We start from the raw sequence: 22,204 nt of genomic DNA on the forward strand, positions 1-22,204 counted from the left end.
CGCCAAGCACGCATCCGGACTGGGAGCTTAGAGAAATCGCCAATGCACATCGTAATCTGCATCAAGCAGGTGCCGGATTCGGCCCAGATCCGCGTCCACCCGGTGACGAACACGATCATGCGTCAGGGTGTGCCGACCATCATCAATCCTTACGACCTGTTCGCCCTCGAAGAAGCGCTCAAACTGCGCGACGTTCATGGTGGCGAGGTTACTGTGCTCACAATGGGTCCGCCCATGGCGGAGGACTCGCTGCGAAAGGCGCTCGGTTACGGTGCTGACCGAGCAGTTCTCTTGACGGACCGCTATTTTGCCGGATCCGATACGCTGGCGACCTCCTTTGCTCTTTCGCAAGCAATCGCAAAAATTGGGGAGACTTTCGGCAGGCCAGACATCGTCTTCACCGGCAAGCAGACGATTGACGGCGATACCGCCCAGGTCGGACCAGGCATAGCCAAGCGCCTGAATCTATCGCAACTTACCTACGTCGCGAAGATTGCCTCCATCGATCTCAAAACGCGCGAGATCGAAGTCGCGCGTCGCGCCGAAGGCGGCACCCAGTTGCTGAAGAGCAGACTCCCCTGCCTCATTACCATGCTGGAAGACACCAACGAAATCCGCCGGGGCTCGCTCCAGCAGGCTCTTTGCGCGGCGCGCAGCCAAGTCGTGAAGTGGACTGCAGCCGACGCCGGCATTGACGATCTCACCCGGTGCGGTCTGCGTGGCTCGCCGACAGTCGTCAAGCGTGTTTTCGCCCCCACCGCACGGGCAGAAAGCGCGACGCAGATCGACACCGCGGAAAAGGGCTTGCAGGACATCGCCGATGAACTCATCGCCGATATCTTAACCCGCCGGCCGGCGCTGGAACATGAGTTGGCCTTCAACAGCGGCACGTGACGGCCAGGAGCAGAAAATGTCGACCGCAAGCCAAGCTACCCCTCGCCTTGCCCCCGGCCGTGCCGGTGTAAAGAAAGAACTTCCCGACCGTTTCAAAGACTACCGGCACGTGTGGGTCTTCCTCGAGCTCGAACGCGGCAATGTGCATCCTGTATCATTCGAACTGCTGGGTGAAGGCCGCAAATTAGCCGACAAGCTTGAAGTCCAGCTCGCGGGCGTCGTGCTGGGACCGCCGGGCGAGATGGTCGAGGACGCTGTTGCCGAGGCCTTCGCTTACGGGGCGGATCTTGTCTACATCGTCGATGCGCCGCCGCTCGCCGACTACCGCAACGAGCCGTTCGCCAAGGCGCTCACGGATCTGGTCAATACCCATAAACCCGAAATCCTCCTTCTCGGCGCGACCACACTGGGCAGGGATCTTGCGGGCTCGGTAGCGACGACCCTGCAGACGGGGCTCACGGCCGACTGCACCGAACTTGATGTAGATTCCGACGGTTCACTCGCCGCGACCCGTCCGACTTTTGGTGGCTCGTTGTTGTGTACGATCTATACACTAAATTACCGGCCGCAAATGGCGACGGTGCGACCAAGGGTCATGCCTATGCCGCAACGGGTGGATAAGCCGGTCGGGCGTGTCATGCGGCACAAGCTGTCGCTCGTTGAGGACGATATCGTCACCAAAGTCCTCGGCTTCCTACCGGATAACCAGTCGGCAATGGCAAATCTTGCCTATGCGGATGTCGTGGTTGCGGGAGGCCTCGGTCTCGGTGCGGCGGAGAACCTTCAGCTTGTGAAGAATCTTGCCCGAGCGATCGGCGCCGAGCATGGCTGTTCGCGCCCCTTGGTCCAGAAGGGCTGGATGCCGGCTGATCGCCAGATTGGCCAAACTGGCAAGACCATTCGACCGAAGCTTTACATCGCGGCCGGAATTTCCGGCGCCATCCAGCACCGAGTTGGGGTCGAGGGGGCCGATCTCATCGTCGCGATCAACACCGATCCGAACGCGCCGATTTTCGAGTTCGCCCACCTCGGGATCGTCACGGATGCAATCCGCTTCCTGCCCGCACTCACGGAAGCCTTCACCCGGCGGCTGTCGCCGCACAGTCGAGACAAGCTTGCGAGTTGAGGGAGAGGACATGATTGAACAATTCGATGCCATTGTGGTCGGAGCCGGCATGTCCGGAAACGCAGCTGCTTACACTTTGGCAAGCCAGGGGCTGAAGGTACTGCAGTTGGAGCGCGGGGAATATCCGGGCTCTAAGAACGTCCAGGGCGCCATAATGTACGCGAACATGCTGGAGAAGATCATCCCGGACTTCCGGGATGATGCGCCCCTCGAGCGGCACCTGGTCGAACAGCGACTTTGGGTGATGGACAACACATCTCACACCGGAATTCATTACCGGTCGGACGACTTCAATGAGGCGAAACCCAACCGCTACACGATCATCCGCGCCCAGTTCGACAAATGGTTTTCCCGCAAGGTGCGCGAGGCTGGCGCGACGGTCCTGTGTGAGACGACCGCGACGGAACTCGTCCGTGATGGCAATGGCAAGGTGATCGGCGTCCGCACAGACCGGGCTGGCGGAGTGGTCTTCGCGAATGTGGTCGTTCTCGCAGAAGGGGTGTCGGGATTGCTTGGCACTCGCGCAGGCCTGCGCGAGATGCCGAAGCCGGAGACCGTGGCGCTTGCCGTCAAGGAAATGCATTTCTTGCCCGAAGAGGTCATTGACCAGCGGTTCGGTGTCAAGGGCGATGAAGGCTGCGTAATCGAGGCCGTGGGCACGATCTCTCGCGACATGGCCGGGCTCGGCTTCCTTTACACCAACAAGGAGTCGATTTCACTCGGCATCGGCTGCCTGGTCTCGGATTTCGCCGCGATGTTGGAGAGCCCGTCCGCCCTCCTAGACGCGATGAAAAACCATCCTTCGATCCGGCCGCTGATCGCTGGCTCGGAGGTGAAAGAATATGCCGCCCATCTTATCCCCGAAGGTGGTTACAGGGCCATTCCGCAGCTCTTCGGCGACGGTTGGGTCATCGTCGGCGACGCAGCGCAACTGAACAATGCCATTCACCGTGAGGGTTCGAACCTTGCCATGACCTCGGGTCGTGTCGCGGCTGAGGCGATCATCAAAGTCAAAAGCCGCAACGGTCCTATGACCAAAGGGAACCTTGCGCTCTACAAGACGATGCTGGATGAATCCTTTGTGATCAAGGATCTTAAGAAATACAAGGACATGCCAGCCTTACTCCACACCAATTCCAGCAACTTTTTTACCAGCTATCCGCGGTTGATGTCGTATGCCGCTCAGAACTTCATGCGTGTCGACGGCACGCCGAAGATCGAGAAGGAAAGGGCCACCACGGCCGCCTTCATCAACGCGCGCTCGCGCTGGGGGTTGGTCAGCGACGCGGTCCGGCTGGCATTGGCATGGCGCTGAAGAGGGTACAAGATGACGATCGCAGTGACGAAGGTTCGTGTCGAGGACAAGCTTTACCAGAACCGCTACCTGGTCGATTCCGGCCGCCCCCATATCATAGTGCGACCGCACGAGAAGCCAAGCGCGAACTTGCTTGCGTTGACCTACGTCTGTCCAGCGAAATGCTATGAGTTGAATGACAGGGGCCAAGTCGAGATCACCGCCGACGGCTGCATGGAATGCGGCACCTGCCGGATATTGTGCGAGAAAGGCGGCGACATCGAGTGGAACTATCCGCGCGGCGGCTTTGGTGTCCTGTTCAAGTTCGGATGATCAGCCGGGACCGTGCCAAGAGCATGCCGGCAGCGAGCAACTGCGGCACACCATGAGCCTCTCCATCCACTTGCAAAGAGCTAGTGAATATTGGGCGTTCGCAATTCAAATTTCCTCGACTGGTAGGGGTGTCCTCAGGCCACGGCGGCGGCCTGTGCGCCGGACTTACCACCGGTAACGTGGTCGAGCCCCTTTGGGACAACGTTCGGCCATCGTGCCGGATGGCAGCCACAACGGCCGGTGAGCAAATGGAACGGCACAATCCATGACAAAGACGTATGTGCTAGTGCATGGTGCCTGGCATGGCGGATGGTGTTGGCGGGACGTCGCCGCCAATCTTCGCAAGATGGGATGCCACGTGACCACGCCGACCCAGACAGGTGTCGGCGAACGCGCACATTTGCTGTGCAAGGACATCACGCCCGACACATTCGTGACCGACATCGTCAACCACATTGTAACGGAAGAGCTGAGCGATGTGATCCTTGTCGGTCACAGTCTAGGCGGCATCAGCATCACCGGCGCCGCCGACCGGATACCCGACCATATCAGCCATCTCGTTTATCTCGCTCGACGGCGCCATCGTCGAGAGCGGTCAAAGTGTATTCAGCACCATGCCCCCCGACATCGTCGCCGCCCGTCGAAAATTGGTTGCGGAGGAAGGACGGGGTATCTTCATGCCGACTCCGCCGCCAACAGCATTCGGCATTCCCAAGGGACACTCGCTCACGGACTGGGTGCGGCGCCGGATAACACCGCATGCGGCAAGCACCTACGAAAGCAGACTTAAGCTCGAGCCCCCGCTCGGCAACGGCAGGCCCCGAACCTATGTCGTCTGCACTAATCCGCTCCACCCGCCGACGGCGGGAGCGCGAGAATGGGTCGCGAAGCAGGATGGCTGGGCGTGGCAGGAACTCGCCACTGGCCACGACGCAATGATCCTCGCACCGACGGAAGTTGCTCTCCTTCTTAGCGCTGTCGGCTGAGGAACCAAGTAAAGGGTGAGCGGGCGGCCGATTCTCAGGCCGCGGCCTTGAGTTCTGGTGCACGGATGTAGGCCCAACGGGTCGTTCCGGTGGCGCCACCGAAACCACCACCGGAACAAAGGCGGGAGTGGCCTGTCCTGCCGACGTCGCAAGCTTGCGAGCGTTCCGCCGCGGCCGCAGCCCGTAGCGCCGGGCAACCTCCGAGATCACCACGTTCGGCCCCAGGGTCTCGGCGATGACTCCGTCCCTTGTCGTCCATCGACCAATGCCTGCCGACTAACAGCGCCGTTGATCACCTTGAAACGCCGAGGCTGCCGCTCAGGGTCAATCGTAAAGTTCAAGTTCAGACACAAGCCGATCTCCGATCCACCTCAGAATCGGCAGGCCCACAGATCGCGGGCACTCCTGGAAGGACACAGCGCTTACCCTTGAAATATGGAGAACCATGGCTTTACGCCGTCGGCAGTTGAGCTGATCTCGCAATGCTATTTCCCCGGCAACGTCCGCGAGCTGGAGAACTGCGTGTAAAGAACAGCCACACTTGCGCGTTCTCCTCTGGAAGGAACCAATCTTTCGGAACGTGGCAATGGCATCGACGAGCTCTCACGGCCCAGCACGAAGCCGGTTAGGCGCATCGGCGCCCCTGAACACGAGATAGCCGGTTGCGATTCTAACGATACGGCCGGACCGGCGCTGGGACCGCGACGGACGGAGCGTGACCGGCTGATCGACACAATGGAGAAGGCCGGCTGGGTTCAGGCTAATGCGGCTCGAATTCTCCGCCTCACGCCGCGACAAGTCGGCTAGGCGATACGCCGGCATAGTCTCGAGGTGAAGGAAATTCTAAGAGCCTGATGAGCCAATCGTCAGGCCAGTGGTCTTGCGCGCCCTCTGCGCGACAAGGAGTGCTTTGTGCTTCTGAACGGATTTGGACTTGCACTGTCGCAAGCAGGACAAAATTGTGTCGCGCCGGCCTCACACAATCCGACATCGACCCAAATAGTGAACTGAAGCCGCTTTTTTAAGTTGGTATGGCTCTTGCACCTTGAACCGCGACGTTACCAGCAACGGAGCCGTTTGATGTCCTCACCGACAGTTTCGATTGAGGGGCCGACCAGCACGACATCCGAGGGTTTTCTGGCAGCCGCGAAATCCGGTGGCTGCGCACCGTCCTCCTACGGTTCGTCGCCGACCAGCCCGGGCGATGTGGATCCGGCTATTTGGGACAAGATCAAGGATCACCCCTGCTTTTCGGAGGAAGCGCATCACTATTTCGCGCGTATGCATGTGGCGGTCGCGCCGGCTTGCAATGTCCAGTGCAACTACTGCAATCGCAAATACGATTGCGCCAACGAGAGCCGGCCTGGTGTTGTGTCTGAGAAGCTGACGCCCGACCAAGCGCTACGCAAGGTCATCGCGGTTGCCAACGAAGTTCCGCAGCTTTCGGTTCTTGGCATCGCTGGGCCGGGGGATGCCTGTTACGACTGGGAGAAAACGAAGGCAACGTTCGACCGCGTCATCAGGGAAATCCCCGACATAAAGCTGTGCGTCTCCACCAACGGGCTCGTGCTGCCGGACCATGTAGCTGAGCTTGCCGAAATGAATGTTGATCACGTGACGATCACCATCAACATGGTCGACCCGGAAGTCGGCGCAAAGATCTATCCTTGGATTTTTTATGAAAATCGCCGCTACTTCGGCATCGAAGCCGCTCGAATCTTGCACGCGCGGCAGATGCTGGGCCTGGAGATGCTGAGCGCGCGCGGCATCCTCACCAAAATCAACTCGGTGATGATTCCTGGAGTGAACGACCAGCACCTGTTTGAGGTGAACAAAATGGTCAAGGAGCGGGGCGCGTTCCTGCACAACGTGATGCCTCTGATTTCGGACCCGGCGCACGGCACCCACTACGGACTCATCGGGCAGCGCGGCCCAACGGCAATGGAGATGATGGCTCTTCAGGATCGACTTGAAGGTGGCGCCAAGTTGATGCGCCACTGCCGGCAGTGCCGGGCAGATGCTGTCGGCCTGCTCGGTGAAGATCGTGGCCAGGAATTCACGCTGGATGGGATTCCCGACGATGTCACCTACGATGCTGGCAAGCGTCAGGCCTATCGGCAGGTGGTCGCACACGAGCGCCGTGATCATGAGGCGGCGAGGAGCGAGGCCATCGGTATGGTCAAGGCAACAGACTCCGAAAAGTCGCTTCTGGTTGCGGTGGCCACAAAGGGAGGTGGACGCGTCAACGAACACTTCGGCCACGCGAAGGAATTCCAGGTTTATGAAGTCTCGCCTAGAGGGATCAGCTTGGTCGGGCATCGGAAGGTCGAGCGGTATTGCCTCGGAGGCGGGGGCGAAGACGCCACCCTCGAGGGCGTCTTCGCTGCGCTGGAAGGCATACACATAGTGCTATGCGCCAAGATCGGAAATCGCCCGAAGGAACAACTCTCGCGAGCTGGACTGCGCGTAACCGACGCCTATGGCCATGACTACATCGAGACCGCAGTCAGCGCACTTTACGCGGCAGAGTTTGGGATCAGACCACTAGCGGCGACGGCCTGAGCGGTCTCGTCCGATAACCAGGAGTTAGAATGGCTTTCAAGATCATCGCATCCCAATGTACCCAATGCGGGGCCTGCGAGTTCGAATGTCCCTCGGAAGCGATCAAGTTCAAGGGCGACGCCTATGTGATCGATCCAATCAAGTGCACCGAATGCAAGGAGGCCTTCGATAAGCAGCAATGCGTGTCGGTCTGTCCGGTACCGAAAACCTGCGTTCCCGCTTGATTCCTACCGAAACGGTCGGGTTCGCCGCGCGAGGACGCCTGCAACCCGCGACCACACCAAAAGCCTCGAGAAAGGAATGGACAGCATGTGGTCCAGACGCGAACAGGAGGTCGAAATCGGCAGACCGCCACGGTTCATGCAGGGTGAGCGGGTCCGTGCAACACGCCACATAAAAAACGACGGCACCTATCCCGGCAAGGAGATCGGCGAAAACCTCGTGCGGAAGGGCGACGAAGGCTACGTGCGCGACATTGGAACCTTTCTCCAGCAATTCTTCATCTATGCGGTCGAATGGATCGATCGTGGCACGGTCGTCGGCATGCGAGCGCGCGAACTCATTAGCCTCGACAAAGTCGAGGTTCCCTGCGGAGCTGAAGGCATTTCCAACGGAGGAACAGCCGGATGAAAGTAATGATTCGCAGGACCGCTACTGGCTTGTCGGCTTATGTCCCCAAGAAGGATCTCGAAGAGCCGATCACCGAGATTGAGAACGCAGACTTATGGGGCGGGACCGTGACGCTCAGGAACGGTTGGCGGCTCATGCTGCCCGACCTTCCGCGCGATACGCGTTTGCCGATCACCGTCGAGGCGATGAAGATTTCCGACGGGGCCTGATGCCGGTGGGTTCAGTGGCGGAGAGGAAACGCGTATGAACACGATGCTGAGCTGGGACCATCTCGTCGTCGTCCGGGGCAGTTTTGCCAAAAAGCTGATTGACCTGCTGAAGGGCGCTCTCAAGGCCGATCGAGTGATCCCCTATCTCGGTCCTGGTCTTCTGCAGCTTAACACGCCGGAATCACCTGCACCTTGCACCCCTGAAGATGTCGCCGCGGCGCTCAACAAGCGGGCGCCTGCCCCTTCCAGGATTCGCACCAATATGTGGTCGGTCGCGCAGTTTATCGAGCAGCGCCGACATCGTCGGACTCTTCAAGCGTGGATGGCGGAGATATTCGCAGCCCCCGCCGAGCCGACCGTTCTTCACGCCTGGCTCGCAACCCTTCAACTGTCTGTCATCATCGACAGCTGGTACGATGGCGCCATGCGGGCAGCCCTTGCAGAGGCCGGCCAAACAGACGTTGTCGAGATACAAGGAACCACGCGAGCGACCGGAATTGGTAACATCTGGACGAGAACTTACGATTTGTCAGGAACAGAACTCGACGCCGAACAAGTGGCAAGGACGGTGCTCTATGCGCCGCACGGCAGCGTCAGGCCGGCCGCAAACTTCCTCGTGGCTGATTCCGATTACGTCGAAGTCCTAACCGAAATTGATATCCAGACGCCGATCCCGGACGTGGTGAAGCAACGGCGCGTCAACCGGGGCTTTTTCTTCGTTGGCTGTCGCTTCAACGATCAGATGCTGCGCACATATGCCAGACAGATGATGAAGCGCTCCACTGGCCCACATTTTGCGGTGATCGATTCGGCTACGCTGACCAGAAACGAACGTCGTTTCCTTGCCGAAGGCGCAATCACGGTCATCGACATGCCGATCGGCAACGCCGCGGCTCGCCTCGTCGGGGTCGATGCTAGCCAGGATTAATGGCCGGCGATTGCTGGTGAGTCGCTTGCCTCCAAGGGCGAAAACTCAGTTGGGAATACATCTGAGCAGTAATGCTACTGGCAGCACAACGGAGGCTCTGAATTCGTTGGGCCATGTGAAAGGGCCCGCTGCTGCGGGACGTGAGCACGTTGCGGCGGCATTACGCACATGATTTTGTGACACCCGTGGCAAAAGAACTGAAGCGCCCGAGCCGAACCGCGACAAGATATGCAGCGCTCAATGGCTTCGGCAGAAATTTGGCACAGTTTCGACAGTTCGCATGCACCTCCAGGGTCAAGGAGGTTGATTATGCCTGTTTATGTGGGTTGGCGACGCGAGCAGGAATTCCCACTACCTTTGCCCCGGCGGGAACATCGCGTGTGACCACGCTGCCAGCGCCTACGACCGCATTATCGCCAATCGTGACGCCAGGCAGAATGATTGCTCCACCGCCGATCCAGACACGGCTGCCAATGCGAACAGGACGCCCGACCTGCAGGCCGGCCTGTCGCTGCTCGGCATCATGTGGATGATCGGCGGTATAAATCTGCACGGCAGGCCCAATTGCCGTTCCTTGCCCGATTTTGACCTCTACCACGTCAAGAATAACGCAGTTGAAGTTGATGTAGGCATTGGCGCCAATGCGGATATTGAATCCGTAGTCGCAAAAAAAGGGCGGACGGATGACCGTTCCGCGCCCAACCTCTCCCAGCCGCTCGGACAAAAGCTCATGCCAATGCTCCGTGGTCTGCCCCAGCGTATCATTGTACCGCTTGAGCCAAGCCCCGGTGGCCAACAGGTCAGCTTGGATCTCCGGATCCGCCGCATTGTAAAACTCGCCTGCGAGCATCTTTTCTTTCTGGCTACGCATCATAGTCTCCCGTCAGGTCGTGTCCCGTGCAGTGATGCAGGAACGCACATCAAACTGCCTCGGCAACTTTGTAACTCGGTCTGCCGGGCGCGTGGTCAAGCCGGGGCGACAGTTTCGTCTCGACCAACTTCTGCGAATTTTGGAAATATCGCAGATCAACCGGTCGCAGGGCCAATACCTGACGAAGTCGGCAACTGTCCAGCGGTCGAACTCACTTTCATGCCCATCTCAACGGGTGCCATGAGCGCGGCGCAACGCGCTCGAACGCCGAAATACTTAATTCCCAAACACCCTCTAAGATTGAGAAAGTGCATCGTTTTGTACGAAACTAACAATCCCATTAGCTGAAGAGTTTGCAACACATCCGTGTCAGATCCCCATCAGCTTGAACGCCGCCTGGCTGACTTCAGTGTCGGGGTCTTTCAGATGCTCGGGTTCCTGGAAGTGGTTGGCGTTGAAGGCTATCGTTCGACTGGCCAATCTCCCCATGCCGCGCAGCGCTTCACCGAACACATCGGACTGGCGCTTGAACTCCGGACTGTCCTGGTCGGCTGACACGACGGCAATCGGGCAGGTGATCCGGTCGAGATGGCGCATCGGGCTGAATTCCGCCTCTTCCCCCCTCCGTCAGATGCAGGTAGCTGCTGCGCGAGGAAAGCATCACCGGATAGAGATCATACATGCCGCTCATCAGCAAGCCGCCCTTGAGGGCATCCGCCGGTAGGCTGCGCTCCGTCCAGTCGGTGATGAGGACGCAGGCCGCCAGATGCGCGCCGGAAGAATGACCCGCCACATACACCCGGTTCGGGTCGCCGCCGAAACTGGCGGCATTCTTCATCGTCCACTCCACCGCCCGCCTGCAATTCTCGACCATCTGTCGCAGCGTCAGCGTTTTCACACTGCCGAAGTCAGGCGCGGCATAGGCCGCCCCGCGCGAAACGAAGGTCGGGGCCGGATAGGATGCATCCTCGCGAGTGTTTCGGGTCCAGGCACCGCCATGGATGAAGACCAGGACCGGGGCGGCCTTGGCATCCCAGGCGCGAACACATCGATGAGATCTCTGGCATCTGGACCGTATTTTGCCGGACGCGGCGGCATCGCGCGCCGGACCTCGGCGCTGGCGATGCCATCGCCTTCCTCCAGTTCCGCCATCCGCGGCGCCCAGAATGACTGGTCATACGCCGTATCCAGTTGCTCCTGTGTGTAGTCGAGGAATACCGACGCGGCTAAGGACTTGCCGACCGCTACGGCAGACAGGGACACGCCCGCCATGAGAAACGTTCTGCGCATCATTACTCTTCTCTCCCTCAGGACAGCCGCGATGATTGTAAAGGTGGGCGCGATCAATGCGGGGACAAAGTACGACGTAATCCCGGATGAGACCCTCCTCAAGGTCAGTGTACGGACGTTCGACGAGAATGTTCGTGCAAAGGTGAAGAAGGCGATCGAGCGGATCGCTGCCGCGGAGTCGGAAGCGTCGGGCGCCACTCGCCCGCCCGAGATCACTCAGGCCGAGACCGCGCGCTTCTCGCGCGTGGGGATTATCTGACCAAAATGTCGAAAAGCCGTAGTGGAACAAAGGAAAGTGACAACCGAGATCATCAGCCAGCCAGCCCCCAATCTAAGCCCCGAGCAGCACCTTCAACCTGTCCAGCGCCGCCGTCAAACCCTTCAATGAAACCGACAAGGGCACATCCTTCTGGTCGAGACTCTTAACCGTGACCTTGAGCGTTGTGCCCGTGCGCAGCGACGCGGCTGCTTTCGCGTCGAAGCTGAGGGGCACGAAGCAGCCGGCGGGCAGGCAGGTCGAGAAGGGCAGCGGCTTGCCCGCTTGCCCATCGTCGACCTGAAGCGTCGCGCCGACGGCGAGTTGCAGGCCGAAGGGCAGGACGAGATTGCCCGCAATGCCGTCCTCCTGCCCCTTGCCCAATTCGACCGCAAGCAGGCGCCGTCCGTTCTGCTGCGACTGCTGATAGGTAGCCGCGCATACCAGCGTCGGCGTGGCCTGGCAGGAGAGATCCCAGTCCTCATAGGTCTCCTTCAGCGAGGAAGCACCGCCCGGCAGCCCGGCTTCCTGAGCTGCCAACGACGCGGAAAGCGCCATGAGGGTGGCCGCGGCCACCGCACAAATCCTGGACGAATCCGACATCAGCAAAGCTCCGTTGCCCCCTTGTCGTGGAGCGCCGCGCGTGCCTTCGAGGCGAGAATGGCGCTCTATCCGATTGAAACGACGCGTCGGCCCGAAAATCGATGCCGATCTTCGGGCCGACGTATCTGCAACAATTACCCGACCGCGATGCCGCAGGCAAGCGTTCCGCTCCGGCGTGTCGTAAGCACATGATTTGTCCGGATTAGGTAGCACAGGAGTTGTCCGGTTTCATCGCCAGCGAATGGAAGCTGGGGATGAAGCGGGCAGCGTGGCTCCAGGACGGAGAATACAGAAGTTTCGGGACGTATTGAGCCGTTGGACTGGCGGCGATCTCTCGATGATGGAGGCAGGCGAGTTGCTGGGCATGTCGGAGCGGCAATTTCGGCGTTATCGCGACCGTTACGAAGAGGCCGGGGAGGCTGGGTTGCTGGACCGGCGTTTGGGCAAGCTTTCGACGCGCCGGGTGCCAGTGGAGGCGATCGAGGAGATGCTGGAGCTTTATCGCCATCGCTACCTTGGCTGGAACGTGAAGCATTTCCACGAGCACCTGCTGCGCGATCACGATTTCAGCTGGGGCTACACCTTCATCAAGACGCAGCTTCACGCGGCGGGCCTGGTGGAACGGGCCAAGCGGCGCGGTGCTCACCGGCGCAAGCGGGAAAGGAAGCCGTGCGAAGGGATGATGCTACACCAGGACGGCAGCCGTCATCAGTGGCTGGCGAGTGGGCCGATGCTGGATCTGATCGTGACTATGGACGATGCGACGAGCACGATCTATTCGGCCTTTCTGATCGAGGAGGAAGGCACGGCGTCGAGCTTCCAGGGACTTCTGGAGACCTTTGTCGCCAAGGGATTGCCGTCAAGCCTCTACAGCGATCGTGGCAGACACTATTTCGTGACGCTCAAGGCGGGCGGGGCTGTCGACAAGATTCGCATGACCCAGGTCGGTCGGGCGCTCGAGCGGCTCGGCATCGAACATATTCCAGCCTATTCGCCTGGAGCCAGGGGCCGCTCCGAGCGGATGTTCTCAACCTTGCAGGACCGACTGCCGAGGGAACTGGCACTGGCCGGCATGGCTGATATCGAGGCCGCCAACCGCTTCGTCGCACAGACCTATCTGCCGGCTCACAATGCCCGCTTCGCCAGGCCCGCCGCGGTTGAAGACAGTGCCTTTGTCGCCGCCGACCCGCAGCAATTGGCCCAGATCCTGTGCATCGAGGAGGAGCGCGTCGTTGCTCGTGACAACACGGTCGCCTTCGCGCGGCTGCGATTGCAGCTCCCGCACAGTCCGATCCGGGATGATGATCGTTGTGGAGCTGCCGTGCACGACGATTTCGAACCATAGTTGGCGATGTAGAATTCTATTTTAATCGTATAGAACAATTGAGAAACGTCGCCAATCTGAACACCTCGCCTCGGATCATGGCGTTCGGACGATGACTGCCGTAAGATTCCACCCGTGTGGGGCAAGGCTGCTACCGGCCTGCGACGGAGGGGAACATGGCAATTGATACTCTTGATAAGGTGCCGCTGCTCTATCACTTCACCGACCGGAGGAACCTGCCGGTGATTAAAGAAATGGGAGGACTCTATCCACTCGCGCAGCTTGACCAGAAGAAGGTCAAGGTTCCGGCACCGGGCGGCAATGAATGGAGTCGTGACGCCGACGCGTTGAAGGGAATGGGCAACTACGTCCACCTTTGCTTTCGTAGCACCCATCCGATGGAGTACGTTGCCCGGCAGGATGGGAGGATTACGGACACGATCTTTCTGCAAATACATTCCTCGGTAATGCAGTTCACGGGTGTTCGTTTTACCAACGATGTCGCGAACAAAGCTGGCGTCGAATCGATTCCTATCGGAGAGGCTGAACCGCTAATCGATTTTGAGATACTTTACACCCGAACGGACTGGAAGGATTCGGCGATTAAGGCGCGTCTCACTCAGGCGGAGAAATACGAGGTGTTGGTTCCCCATGTCATTCTGCTGGGCTTAATAAGGAACATTTAGAATGGCTGAGAGACCAGTCTTTATCCCTGCAACCGAGGACGAAGGTTACGTCAGGCGATTGGATTTCGAAATTCCGTGGGCCGGTGGCTTCGCTGAGGTTCAGAAGAAGAAGAATATACGGTCGCTGCATGAGGCCGCCAAGAAAGCCGGATATGCGCCGCTGCTAGAAGTGTCTAGCAAGTCTGATGAAGTCGCCGGCCAGCATCTTAGCGCGTTTCACCTGCGCGTGAGGACCAGCATCGGCGAGATACCGCTGGAGAACGCCTTTCAGGGAAGTAAGGTATTCGAGCGTGGCGGGCCGTACACCGATCTGTACGAGGTTGAACCGCGCGATGCGAAGCGCGAGCCACGACTCCGCGAATCCGGCGCACTGGTGGGCTTCAAATTCGACGGCTTCGAGTTCCCGCTAGAACCCACGACCGTGTTCTACGATTGGCTTTATCTCAATGCCATCTTTCCTCACCGTGTATGGCTCAAAAATCGAGTGGACGGCGAAATGCGGTATGCCGGTTTCACTGACATAGAGTTCAACCCTACCAAGTCGGTCAATTGTCAGGCGAAAACGTGCGCTCTGTTCGTAGTGCTCATGAGGGAGAACAAGCTGGAGCGCTACCTAAAAACGCCCGAGGTTTTCATTGCCGCGATGGCTGCTCATTCGCTTCGGCCGACCGAGCATCAACCTCATTTGAAGCAGGCCAGACTTAGGGTCGGCTAGCAGGCAGTAGCGCAATTTATTCGCTAGAGCAGCAAGGTCACTGCCGAGACCGCACGCCGGGTAACCGGTATCAGTACACCTGTCTTCGGCGTGTCATGGTCGGACCCCAGCCCCTCAGAGACAGAAATCGTACGCCGCTTCCTCGTTTCTCGAAGATCGACGGGTCCTTTACAATCCCTTCGATAGCGGCGGAAGCCCATGAGTTGCCTGTCAGGATTGAGTGTAGCCGCGGGCTCTCATGCAATCCTTGACGAGATTGCCTTGTTCCATACCCTTGACGATACGATCCCCGACACCGTCCCCGATTGCATCTGTCATCGTTTTCGGGCGGCTATTCGTTCCGATCGTCGCCGTCGTCATTTCCGACTGATACTTGCATTCAGTGTAGTCCTGCTGGGCAGCACTGCGCGGCGTCTCGTCCTTCACCCAGTTGCCGCCGTCGGACGTACTGCACCCGGCAGCGAAAGAAAGGCACCCTGCCAAATCGCAATTAGAATTACTTTGTTCACGAAACACTCCTTCCGGAAAGCAAAAGCAGCAATGGCCGAAGGATGGTCGGCCATTGCAAGGCGATAAGATCTTTCAATAGAGATGGCTGTCAGTTCGCTGCTGGAATCGGGCATGACATATCGCCCTCCCTTGCGGCGATTAAAACCGAACACTGAGTTTGGCGTTGAAGCCATGCTCCTGCGCGTCCGAGGCAAGCTGACCTTTATAGGTAAGCCCGATGGTTGCCTTGTCGGTAAGGTTGACATCGATACCAGCTTCGAAGACGGCAGCGTTCTTTGCGATTGGCGTTCCCTCCACGGCGAAGGATGAGCCGCCTGTGAAGGCAAGCGCCGTTTCAGGCACCACATCGCCGAACGCATGACGCCAGCCGATACCGCCACGGGCGGTTGTATTGACGGAACCAAGCGGGAAAGCGGTCGAGGCGCGCAGCCCTATCGTGGTGAATGTCGTGTCGCTCGACCGGTCTTTTCCGGAAAGCGCAGCGGCACCGCCATGCTCTGTGAAGCCATCCGCGTTGAAGTTCACATAGGCTAGGTTCGCATAGGGCTCGAAAGATACGGAAGCTGTATCCAGTCGAGAGCCGAGTTCGCCGAAAGCCTGGAACGTGCCGGCATGGTAATCGGCCGAAAGGCTGTCGGAGAAGCCCGGAAACGCCACCGACCTGCCGGTCTCGATGCGGTTCCACGTATAGGCAAGGCCGGAACGGAAGCTGTGAGGGCCACGCTGCGTGCCAGCGTAGATCCCGAGGTGATAATTGTTGCCTGAGCCGGAGGAGGCGCGATCATCCACATGGATGGACGTATGGCTATAACCGGCAAGAAGCCCGAGCCGCCAGCTTTCGCCGATGGCCGCATCGCCGCCTGCAATAAAGCCTCCCGTCGAGCGGTCGAGGCGAGCAGCGTTGCCGTCTCCGTCCAAATGTCCCCAGGCGCCGAAACCGCTGCCCCAGACGGCGAAGTTTTCGCTGGTCGCGGGAGCCAGTTCCGGGCCTTCCGGTCCATATGCCATGACCGGCACGGTTGATGCGCCCACGCCTGCGAACGCTGCGCGAATGCGATCGCCGGCGGCGTCACGGACGAAATGGCTGTCTTCGACAAAGGCGCTGTGAACGGAAGCATGGATCTCGCCCGAAAGCTGATCGAATGCGTTGCGGGATCCCTGTCCCGTCAGGAAGAGGATGTTGTCGTGGATCGTGTTGCCGGAACCAAGGGCTTCCGCAGCCGCGCCCACGGATCGCTGATTGAAGGTATTGCCGACATCGGCAAAGGTGACAGAATTGCGATCGACGTCGAGATAGACGTTGGTCGGGTCATAAGCGAGTTCGAAATCGACGAAGGGCGAGTCTGTAAAGAGGCCTCCTGTCAGCCCGCCGTAGGTCCCGATCACGCCGCCAGCGGCGGTCAGAAGCGTGTAGCGGGTATCGACTGAGAAATGCCCGGCACCTTCACGCACCAGGTTGACGCTCGCTCCCTTGTTGATGGCGGCACTGCCGGCAACGTCGATGAGATCTGAAGCCTTGCTCGGTGCGATACCCGCCAAATAGGTCGACCCGGCCTGCTGCACGAAGTCACCGTTGACGGTGAGCACTGCAACCCCCTTGCTTGGATCGAGCACGCTGCCAGGAGCGACGGTGCCGCCTGCGCCAACCGTAAGAGAGCCGACTGCACCGATACCCGTAAGGGTACCAGTAGCCGAGACGCCTACCTTCGAAACAATGCGGCCATCGACGGCGAGTATGCCTCCAAGCACCTTGGTCGGCCCGCTGTAGCTGTTTTCGCCGGACAGGATCAGCGCTCCTTCGCCGCGCTTCGTCAGGTCTCCGGCGCCCGAGATTGAATTCGACCAGATCGAGGAGTAGCCTTTGGTGTCGACGTCGAAGACGCCGGCGTAGCGGAACTCGCCCGGACCCTCGATCGCAACGCCGAGATTGAGCAGACCCTGGCCGAAGACTTGTTCATCCTCGAACCCTTTGGTGGTCGTCGTTGTCAGGAGGGTTTCAATGGTCTGGCGGGCGTTCATGTAAGGGAATGCCGACCGGATCACTGCCGCCGCGCCAGCAACATGCGGCGTTGCCATGGAAGTACCTTCCTCGTACTTATACGGGTTGTTCTTGTTCGCCCGATCCCCTTGTGGCCAGGTAGAATAAATGCCGTTCTCATCAATCGGATTATCGGGATCGGCATTAATATCGCCACCCGGAGCCGCGAGGCACCACTCTGCTGTGGCTCCGCATCTATTGCTATAGCTGGCAATCTTGCCATCCTTGCCGACAGCAACGACTGTTATCAGCGAGCCTGCCAGATCCGAGAAGTCGAGCTTCGAGACATCAGACCCGCTCACTATCTTGTATGTATTTGGGTTATTGAAATCGAAACCTTTGTTTGTTTGATCGTTTGTGTCGATGAACTTATAAAGATTTCCATCTTTGGTATTTTCTGGCGTTATTAACGGCAACGTGCCGATGCCGCTGGGAATCGCCGAAGCAGCGCCGGGTTGGTCGTCGGTACTGGCATCATTACCGGCGGCGAAGACGAGCACGATGTCCGCCTTAGCCGCCTTCTTCAACGTATTGTAGGTATCGACGAGATTGCTCGGATCATCATAGATGGCCTGATAGTCGAGAATCTCATAGTTTTTATTATCGATGGCATATCCCTTGCCATCGAGTTTCAGTTGGCCGTTCTCGTCCTTGAGATACCGCCCCAGCAACAGGCCTGGCCCGTAGCTCCCATTGAGCACGCCAGCTCCCGCACCAATCGCGTATTCGATCGCTTCATTGGTCGGGTCCATCTCGGGATCATCTGGGTCGCCGATATCCACTGCTCGAAGGGGCAATACTGTCGATTCATAGGCCACGCCCTGCATGCCCGTGCCGTCGCGCGCGGCGCCGATTATCCCCGCCACATGGGTCCCGTGTCCGTCAGGCACACCGTCTTTGTCGACAGAATGGCTGACGTCAGCCAAGCGTTTATCCGTCCCGAAGTTGTGCAGCGCCTTCGAAATGCGCGCCACGAATTCGGGATGGTTGATATCCAGTCCTGTATCCACAATCGCAACGACGACGCCCTTGCCCGTATAGCCTTTAAGGTAGGCGGGCAGGGCGTTGATCATACTCAGGCCCCAATTTCTGGAATATTCGGCATCTGCCACCGGCGCAGGCGACGCGACTGATTCCTGGGCCAAGGACAGATTTGGTGCGAAGAGCGCCGTTGTTGCTAAAAACAATTTGATCGTTCTGAAGCGCGTTGGCATGCTTAATCCCTATTCCCAAAACTACTTATTTCTTTCAGATCAGATTGGCGCGATATCGAGCGGCAAGCGATCAGCTTATGTATCGACCAGGTCCCGCCAGCGGAGATCTGCGCGTCGCCTCTACGCATGCTGGCGTGTCACCAATGATACATCGATTATTTCTGGATTTCAGGCACGTCGGATTGGATTTGCCCTTGCGGTGTAGAGCGAAGTTACTAGCCATAGGATTCCTCCTTCTTAGTTTTGTCAGCCGCAGAGCCCCAGTACGACTGGTGGTAGAAAGCACACGGCCGGAATCTTGGCAGCGCTGTTCACACCCACGTTCGTAAGGTGGCCGATGGGCTCGGCGCCAGAGCACCAATGCTTGACCTGCTCCAGCTCTTGCTCGGCGGGTTGTTTCAGAGACGCTTGATCTCGATGCCGTGTTTTCTCAGCACGTAGCCGATCTGGCGCGGGGTCAAACCGAGCAGGCGCGCCGCCTTTGCCTGCACCCAGCCACACTTTTCCATGGCGGCAATGACCGTATCGGCATCGGGCACCCTACCACGAGTCGTGGCAGGGCCTATCGGCGCTTGCCCGTCGCCGACGGGCGGGGCGGCACGGGCGGCGGAAGGCTCGATCGTAGTCGAGTTCTCTGACGTCGGCGGTCCGTTCTTCCACAGCGCCGCGGCCAAGCACTCACCCACGCAACAGGCAAAGTCAGTTCTGAGGATTGATGGACCCGTCGCCAGAACTGCCGTCCGTTGAACGCAGTTTTCGAGCTCTCGGATGTTGCCTGGAAATTCGCAATTCATTAGCACCTCAATCGCTTCGGGAGCGAAGGTCAGCGTGTGATCATTCTCAGTATTGAAATTCTTGAGAAACTGAGCGGCCAAGAGCGGAATATCACCTCGCCTTTCGCGCAATGCCGGCACGCGTAAAGTGACGACGCTGATGCGGTAATAGAGGTCTTGCCGGAACTCCTTGCGTTGAACTGCCTTTTCCAAGTCCCTGTTGGTTGCGGCAATCACGCGAACATCGACTTTAATGGTGTGGTTGCTGCCGACACGCTCAAACTCCTGCTCCTGCAGGACACGCAGCAGCTTAGCCTGGAACGAGCCCGATATTTCGCCAATCTCGTCCAGAAACAATGTGCCTTTGTCGGCAGCCTCAAAGCGCCCCTTGCGCAAATTGATCGCGTCGGTGAAGGAACCCTTCTCATGACCGAACAAGTCAGATTCCAGAAGCGTCTCGGTGAGCGCCGCGCAATTGACCTTGATGAAGGGCTGCTTGGCGCGAGGCGAGAGTTCGTGAATGGCTTTGGCAACCAGCTCCTTGCCGGTTCCGGATTCACCTCGCAACATGACCGTAGTCTTCGCCTTGGCCACCTTGACAAGGTGCTCACGCAGCTTGCGCAGCGCCAGACTATCGCCAAGCATCTCCTTGCTGATCTTTTTACGCTCCATTTGGCAGCCCATCCCACTCCGCCACCCGCCGGTGGAACTGCACTTGACGGTGAGCTGTGTTGTTTTTCGTCATTATCATTCTCGATCTCACCTTTGTGCCTCGAAATTTCCGGCGCGCGGACGCCCTCGGCAAATGGCAATGGCGCCTGAGCATCGTTGTCTTTCACCAGGACGAGCGTCTTCTCCTCCGTGCGGGCGCCCGCAATATGCGCGCTTGTTTGCGCAGGCCTTTACTCGACCGGTCGCCGTTCTGTCCGGCTTCTGCCGCACCGCAGCCTGCAAACCCATCCTTGACAAGAAAGGAGGGGAGTCAATCGAGCTCTCCTTGCATTCGTGCAAGGAAAATTGTCAGTTTGATAGAATTCTATCAAAACGGCAGAAACGCTCCGCCCCCAATTTGGCTGTACCTGCGGCGTTCAGCGTACGTGACGACATGTGCGGACTTGTCCCAATTGCCATCCGAGTTGTGCGGGAAACAGTAGCCGCTGCGCTGTTCGCTTCAACCGCGTGATGCCGCTGACAGTAGAGGCGGCGGCTCGTCGAGCGAGGCTTCATTGTTCGGCTACTAAAGCGGCTGTGCTTTGGTGGGAGTTGGTTTCGCCCAAGTTCTGGGCCTGAGGGCGTCGGCCCGTTTCGCCGCACAGGCTCCTTCCACATCGTCGAGCCGAGAAAGAGGGGCCACACAGCTCCCCCTGTTTCACAATGCCCCGCCCCTCAGCAGCTAGATACGACAGGTGACCTCAAATGATGCGTCTTGCATGGCTTCTACACCTGCCTGAATGCCAGAACTGCGTTCGTACCGCCCATGGCGAAGGCGTTGCTCATGGCGACGCGCACCTTGCGCTCGCGCGGCACATTGGGTGTGATGTCGAGGTCGCAAGCGGGATCTGGCTCGCGATAGTTGGCGGTCGGCGGCACGACGTCCTCTTGGATTGCCATCACGCAGGCGATCATTTCAAGCGCGCTCGCTGCGCCGAGGCAATGCGCGTGCGTGGACTTGGTGGAAGAGATGGACATCGAATAAGCGTGGTTTCCAAACACACGCTTGATCGCCGCCGTTTCAGTCTGATCATTGCTCTTGGTACCGGTGCCGTGCGCGTTGAGGTAGTCGACGTCCTCGGCATTCAGCCCGGCATCGGCAAGGCAGGCGCGCATCGCCGACGCTGGCCCCTCGACAGATGGCGCGGCGATGTGGAAGGCATCGGCGGAAAGGCCGACGCCGGCGATCTCGGCAAGGATTGTGGCACCACGCGCCCTGGCATGCTCGTAGCTTTCCAGCACGGCCATGCCAGCACCCTCGCCCAGCACCAGGCCCTTCCTATCGGCGGAGAAGGGCCGGCAGGTATCGGGTGAAAGCACGCGCATTGCTTCCCATGCTTTCAGCACGCCCCATGCGAAGGGTGCGTCGCTGCCTCCGGAAACCATTACGTCGGCCCGGCCCAGCTTGATCTGATCCACCGCCGAGGCGATCGCATGGTTGGCCGAGGCACATGCGGAGGTCACCCCGAACACCGGCCCGCGCAAGCCGAGGCGCAAGCTAAGATGGACGGAAGCGGCGCTGGGCATCACCTTTACTCCAGTGAAGAGTTCAGCACGGATTGCGCTACCCAAAAGCAGTGAGCGGTAAGTTTGTTCTGTTGCGTATGAACCGGTAAATCCAACGCCCACTGTCGCGCCGAAGCGATGGGCATTCCCTTCGTCGCAGGAAAGTCCGGCCTGCCGCATGGCTTCGCGCGCTGCAAGCACGGCGAGCAAGCTGAAGCGGTCCATGGAGATGAGATGCCCCCGGTTGATGTCGTGCTCGGGCAGCGCCTTGATCTCAGCGCCGGTCATGCCCTCCAGGTCATGAAGCTCGGAATTGGCGAGCGGGCCGATGGCGGAGCGGCCTTCGCGCATCTCTTTCCACATAGAGGCGGCGTCAGTGCCCAGTCCGCACAGGCCGCCCACTCCGGTGATAACGACGCGCCTGTCCATTCAAGCCTCCTTCGCAAGCAAGCCGCGGACGGCTTCCACGACGTCGCCGACATTCTTGAGATTGGACCAGGCATCGGCCGTGTTCATATCGATCTTGATGCCGTAGGCCTGTTCCACATCCCAGAGGACGTCCGCCAAACCCAGCGAATCGAACCCGAGCGCGTCCAGTTCCGTGGCGATTGTTATCTCGCCGACGAATGACGCAGGCATTCCCTCACCGCTCTCCGACTCGGCGCGTTTCTTGATCAGGGCAATGACGTCCGTTGCGAATTGATCGGCCATTCTGTTTCCTGTCTTTCTTTCCCGCGTTTCGACC

Annotated in this window: 23 protein-coding genes and 1 pseudogene; 15 read left to right on the forward strand and 9 right to left on the reverse strand. The window is 59.1% G+C overall.

The features are described 5' to 3' along the window. Positions 1-42 precede the first annotated feature (42 nt). From EOA75_RS00935 to EOA75_RS00985, 11 genes are all read left to right on the forward strand, one after another. Positions 43-894 carry an electron transfer flavoprotein subunit beta/FixA family protein gene (locus tag EOA75_RS00935; protein ID WP_127323375.1) on the forward strand — a complete coding sequence of 284 codons (852 nt, stop codon included), beginning with the start codon at positions 43-45 and terminating at the stop codon, positions 892-894. Between the two features lie 16 nt (positions 895-910). Then, positions 911-2,020 carry an electron transfer flavoprotein subunit alpha/FixB family protein gene (locus EOA75_RS00940; protein ID WP_091599520.1) on the forward strand — a complete coding sequence of 370 codons (1,110 nt, stop codon included), beginning with the start codon at positions 911-913 and terminating at the stop codon, positions 2,018-2,020. A gap of 10 nt (positions 2,021-2,030) precedes the next feature. Further along, positions 2,031-3,335: an FAD-binding protein gene (locus EOA75_RS00945; RefSeq protein WP_091599523.1), complete on the forward strand. Its 1,305-nt coding sequence runs from the start codon at positions 2,031-2,033 to the stop codon at positions 3,333-3,335. 12 nt (positions 3,336-3,347) lie between these two features. Next, positions 3,348-3,647: a ferredoxin family protein gene (locus EOA75_RS00950; protein WP_091599526.1), complete on the forward strand. Its 300-nt coding sequence runs from the start codon at positions 3,348-3,350 to the stop codon at positions 3,645-3,647. A gap of 265 nt (positions 3,648-3,912) precedes the next feature. Continuing rightward, on the forward strand, positions 3,913-4,437 hold the full coding sequence (locus EOA75_RS00955; RefSeq protein WP_128345484.1) for an alpha/beta fold hydrolase: 525 nt from the start codon (positions 3,913-3,915) through the stop codon (positions 4,435-4,437). 889 nt (positions 4,438-5,326) lie between these two features. Continuing rightward, a complete protein-coding gene (locus tag EOA75_RS35715; RefSeq protein WP_329608782.1) occupies positions 5,327-5,440 on the forward strand; it encodes a helix-turn-helix domain-containing protein in 114 nt (37 codons plus the stop codon). A gap of 273 nt (positions 5,441-5,713) precedes the next feature. Then, positions 5,714-7,195, forward strand: a complete 1,482-nt coding sequence (gene nifB, locus EOA75_RS00965; protein WP_091599529.1) for a nitrogenase cofactor biosynthesis protein NifB — start codon at positions 5,714-5,716, stop codon at positions 7,193-7,195. Between the two features lie 29 nt (positions 7,196-7,224). Next, the gene (locus EOA75_RS00970) at positions 7,225-7,419 is read left to right on the forward strand and encodes a 4Fe-4S dicluster domain-containing protein (protein WP_091599532.1); all 195 of its coding nucleotides are present in this window, start codon (positions 7,225-7,227) and stop codon (positions 7,417-7,419) included. An 85-nt stretch (positions 7,420-7,504) separates the two neighbouring features. Further along, positions 7,505-7,825: a nitrogen fixation protein NifZ gene (locus tag EOA75_RS00975; protein WP_029356589.1), complete on the forward strand. Its 321-nt coding sequence runs from the start codon at positions 7,505-7,507 to the stop codon at positions 7,823-7,825. After that, positions 7,822-8,034 carry a putative nitrogen fixation protein NifT gene (gene nifT, locus EOA75_RS00980; protein ID WP_024505230.1) on the forward strand — a complete coding sequence of 71 codons (213 nt, stop codon included), beginning with the start codon at positions 7,822-7,824 and terminating at the stop codon, positions 8,032-8,034. The genes EOA75_RS00975 and nifT overlap by 4 nt, the downstream gene beginning before the upstream one ends. 34 nt (positions 8,035-8,068) lie before the next feature. Beyond that, entirely contained in the window at positions 8,069-8,962 is an 894-nt protein-coding gene (locus EOA75_RS00985; RefSeq protein WP_091599535.1) for an SIR2 family protein, read from the forward strand. A gap of 307 nt (positions 8,963-9,269) precedes the next feature. On the opposite strand, the gene EOA75_RS00990 is transcribed toward EOA75_RS00985, so the two are convergent. Then, positions 9,270-9,836: a sugar O-acetyltransferase gene (locus EOA75_RS00990; protein ID WP_091599538.1), complete on the reverse strand. Its 567-nt coding sequence runs from the start codon at positions 9,834-9,836 to the stop codon at positions 9,270-9,272. 366 nt (positions 9,837-10,202) lie between these two features. Beyond that, positions 10,203-10,430, reverse strand: coding sequence for a hypothetical protein (locus EOA75_RS00995; protein WP_126057642.1), 228 nt, complete (start codon positions 10,428-10,430; stop codon positions 10,203-10,205). Positions 10,431-11,103: 673 nt separating this feature from the next. Between EOA75_RS00995 and EOA75_RS01005 the strand changes: the two genes are divergently transcribed. Beyond that, entirely contained in the window at positions 11,104-11,382 is a 279-nt protein-coding gene (locus EOA75_RS01005; protein WP_091599544.1) for a peptidase dimerization domain-containing protein, read from the forward strand. Positions 11,383-11,454: 72 nt separating this feature from the next. Here EOA75_RS01005 and EOA75_RS01010 read toward each other — a convergent pair whose 3' ends face one another. Next, complete coding sequence (locus EOA75_RS01010; RefSeq protein WP_236473430.1) at positions 11,455-11,955, reverse strand: invasion associated locus B family protein; 501 nt, start codon at positions 11,953-11,955, stop codon at positions 11,455-11,457. A 268-nt stretch (positions 11,956-12,223) separates the two neighbouring features. Here EOA75_RS01010 and EOA75_RS01015 point away from each other — a divergent pair, with 268 nt between their 5' ends. The 3 genes from EOA75_RS01015 (at position 12,224) to EOA75_RS01025 (ending at position 14,707) form a co-directional block, all read left to right on the forward strand. Next, positions 12,224-13,327, forward strand: coding sequence for an ISNCY family transposase (locus tag EOA75_RS01015; RefSeq protein WP_126057641.1), 1,104 nt, complete (start codon positions 12,224-12,226; stop codon positions 13,325-13,327). A gap of 155 nt (positions 13,328-13,482) precedes the next feature. Beyond that, complete coding sequence (locus EOA75_RS01020) at positions 13,483-13,992, forward strand: DarT ssDNA thymidine ADP-ribosyltransferase family protein (protein WP_127323370.1); 510 nt, start codon at positions 13,483-13,485, stop codon at positions 13,990-13,992. A 1-nt stretch (position 13,993) separates the two neighbouring features. Next, positions 13,994-14,707: a hypothetical protein gene (locus EOA75_RS01025; RefSeq protein ID WP_091599555.1), complete on the forward strand. Its 714-nt coding sequence runs from the start codon at positions 13,994-13,996 to the stop codon at positions 14,705-14,707. 210 nt (positions 14,708-14,917) lie between these two features. Here EOA75_RS01025 and EOA75_RS01030 read toward each other — a convergent pair whose 3' ends face one another. The 6 genes and pseudogenes from EOA75_RS01030 to EOA75_RS01055 form a co-directional block, all read right to left on the reverse strand. Next, complete coding sequence (locus EOA75_RS01030) at positions 14,918-15,133, reverse strand: hypothetical protein (RefSeq protein ID WP_127323371.1); 216 nt, start codon at positions 15,131-15,133, stop codon at positions 14,918-14,920. After that, positions 15,130-15,330: a hypothetical protein gene (locus EOA75_RS01035; protein WP_126057638.1), complete on the reverse strand. Its 201-nt coding sequence runs from the start codon at positions 15,328-15,330 to the stop codon at positions 15,130-15,132. Before EOA75_RS01035 ends, EOA75_RS01030 begins: the two co-directional genes overlap by 4 nt. A 25-nt stretch (positions 15,331-15,355) precedes the next feature. Beyond that, positions 15,356-18,469 (reverse strand): autotransporter serine protease, encoded by a 3,114-nt coding sequence (locus EOA75_RS01040; protein ID WP_091599561.1) that lies wholly within the window; start codon positions 18,467-18,469, stop codon positions 15,356-15,358. Between the two features lie 398 nt (positions 18,470-18,867). Further along, positions 18,868-19,911, reverse strand: a pseudogene (nifA, locus tag EOA75_RS01045) (nif-specific transcriptional activator NifA); the annotation flags it as partial. Between the two features lie 768 nt (positions 19,912-20,679). Next, positions 20,680-21,888 carry a beta-ketoacyl-[acyl-carrier-protein] synthase family protein gene (locus EOA75_RS01050; RefSeq protein WP_127323372.1) on the reverse strand — a complete coding sequence of 403 codons (1,209 nt, stop codon included), beginning with the start codon at positions 21,886-21,888 and terminating at the stop codon, positions 20,680-20,682. Continuing rightward, positions 21,889-22,170, reverse strand: a complete 282-nt coding sequence (locus tag EOA75_RS01055) for an acyl carrier protein (RefSeq protein ID WP_029356603.1) — start codon at positions 22,168-22,170, stop codon at positions 21,889-21,891. Positions 22,171-22,204: the final 34 nt, after the last annotated feature.

It is taken from the genome of Mesorhizobium sp. M1A.F.Ca.IN.022.07.1.1 (assembly GCF_003997575.1).
In the GTDB taxonomy this organism is placed as follows: Bacteria; Pseudomonadota; Alphaproteobacteria; order Rhizobiales; family Rhizobiaceae; genus Mesorhizobium.

What these genes read in the sequence shown, in the direction of transcription:
- EOA75_RS00935 (WP_127323375.1), top strand. Translation starts at nt 43, where the DNA reads ATGCACATCGTAATCTGCATCAAGCAGGTGCCGGATTCGGCCCAGATC.
- EOA75_RS00940 (WP_091599520.1), top strand. Translation starts at nt 911, where the DNA reads ATGTCGACCGCAAGCCAAGCTACCCCTCGCCTTGCCCCCGGCCGTGCC.
- EOA75_RS00945 (WP_091599523.1), top strand. Translation starts at nt 2,031, where the DNA reads ATGATTGAACAATTCGATGCCATTGTGGTCGGAGCCGGCATGTCCGGA.
- EOA75_RS00950 (WP_091599526.1), top strand. Translation starts at nt 3,348, where the DNA reads ATGACGATCGCAGTGACGAAGGTTCGTGTCGAGGACAAGCTTTACCAG.
- EOA75_RS00955 (WP_128345484.1), top strand. Translation starts at nt 3,913, where the DNA reads ATGACAAAGACGTATGTGCTAGTGCATGGTGCCTGGCATGGCGGATGG.
- nifB (WP_091599529.1), top strand. Translation starts at nt 5,714, where the DNA reads ATGTCCTCACCGACAGTTTCGATTGAGGGGCCGACCAGCACGACATCC.
- EOA75_RS00970 (WP_091599532.1), top strand. Translation starts at nt 7,225, where the DNA reads ATGGCTTTCAAGATCATCGCATCCCAATGTACCCAATGCGGGGCCTGC.
- EOA75_RS00975 (WP_029356589.1), top strand. Translation starts at nt 7,505, where the DNA reads ATGTGGTCCAGACGCGAACAGGAGGTCGAAATCGGCAGACCGCCACGG.
- nifT (WP_024505230.1), top strand. Translation starts at nt 7,822, where the DNA reads ATGAAAGTAATGATTCGCAGGACCGCTACTGGCTTGTCGGCTTATGTC.
- EOA75_RS00985 (WP_091599535.1), top strand. Translation starts at nt 8,069, where the DNA reads ATGAACACGATGCTGAGCTGGGACCATCTCGTCGTCGTCCGGGGCAGT.
- EOA75_RS00990 (WP_091599538.1), bottom strand. Translation starts at nt 9,836, where the DNA reads ATGATGCGTAGCCAGAAAGAAAAGATGCTCGCAGGCGAGTTTTACAAT.
- EOA75_RS00995 (WP_126057642.1), bottom strand. Translation starts at nt 10,430, where the DNA reads ATGCGCCATCTCGACCGGATCACCTGCCCGATTGCCGTCGTGTCAGCC.
- EOA75_RS01005 (WP_091599544.1), top strand. Translation starts at nt 11,104, where the DNA reads ATGAGAAACGTTCTGCGCATCATTACTCTTCTCTCCCTCAGGACAGCC.
- EOA75_RS01015 (WP_126057641.1), top strand. Translation starts at nt 12,224, where the DNA reads ATGGAAGCTGGGGATGAAGCGGGCAGCGTGGCTCCAGGACGGAGAATA.
- EOA75_RS01020 (WP_127323370.1), top strand. Translation starts at nt 13,483, where the DNA reads ATGGCAATTGATACTCTTGATAAGGTGCCGCTGCTCTATCACTTCACC.
- EOA75_RS01025 (WP_091599555.1), top strand. Translation starts at nt 13,994, where the DNA reads ATGGCTGAGAGACCAGTCTTTATCCCTGCAACCGAGGACGAAGGTTAC.
- EOA75_RS01035 (WP_126057638.1), bottom strand. Translation starts at nt 15,330, where the DNA reads ATGCCCGATTCCAGCAGCGAACTGACAGCCATCTCTATTGAAAGATCT.
- EOA75_RS01040 (WP_091599561.1), bottom strand. Translation starts at nt 18,469, where the DNA reads ATGCCAACGCGCTTCAGAACGATCAAATTGTTTTTAGCAACAACGGCG.
- EOA75_RS01050 (WP_127323372.1), bottom strand. Translation starts at nt 21,888, where the DNA reads ATGGACAGGCGCGTCGTTATCACCGGAGTGGGCGGCCTGTGCGGACTG.
- EOA75_RS01055 (WP_029356603.1), bottom strand. Translation starts at nt 22,170, where the DNA reads ATGGCCGATCAATTCGCAACGGACGTCATTGCCCTGATCAAGAAACGC.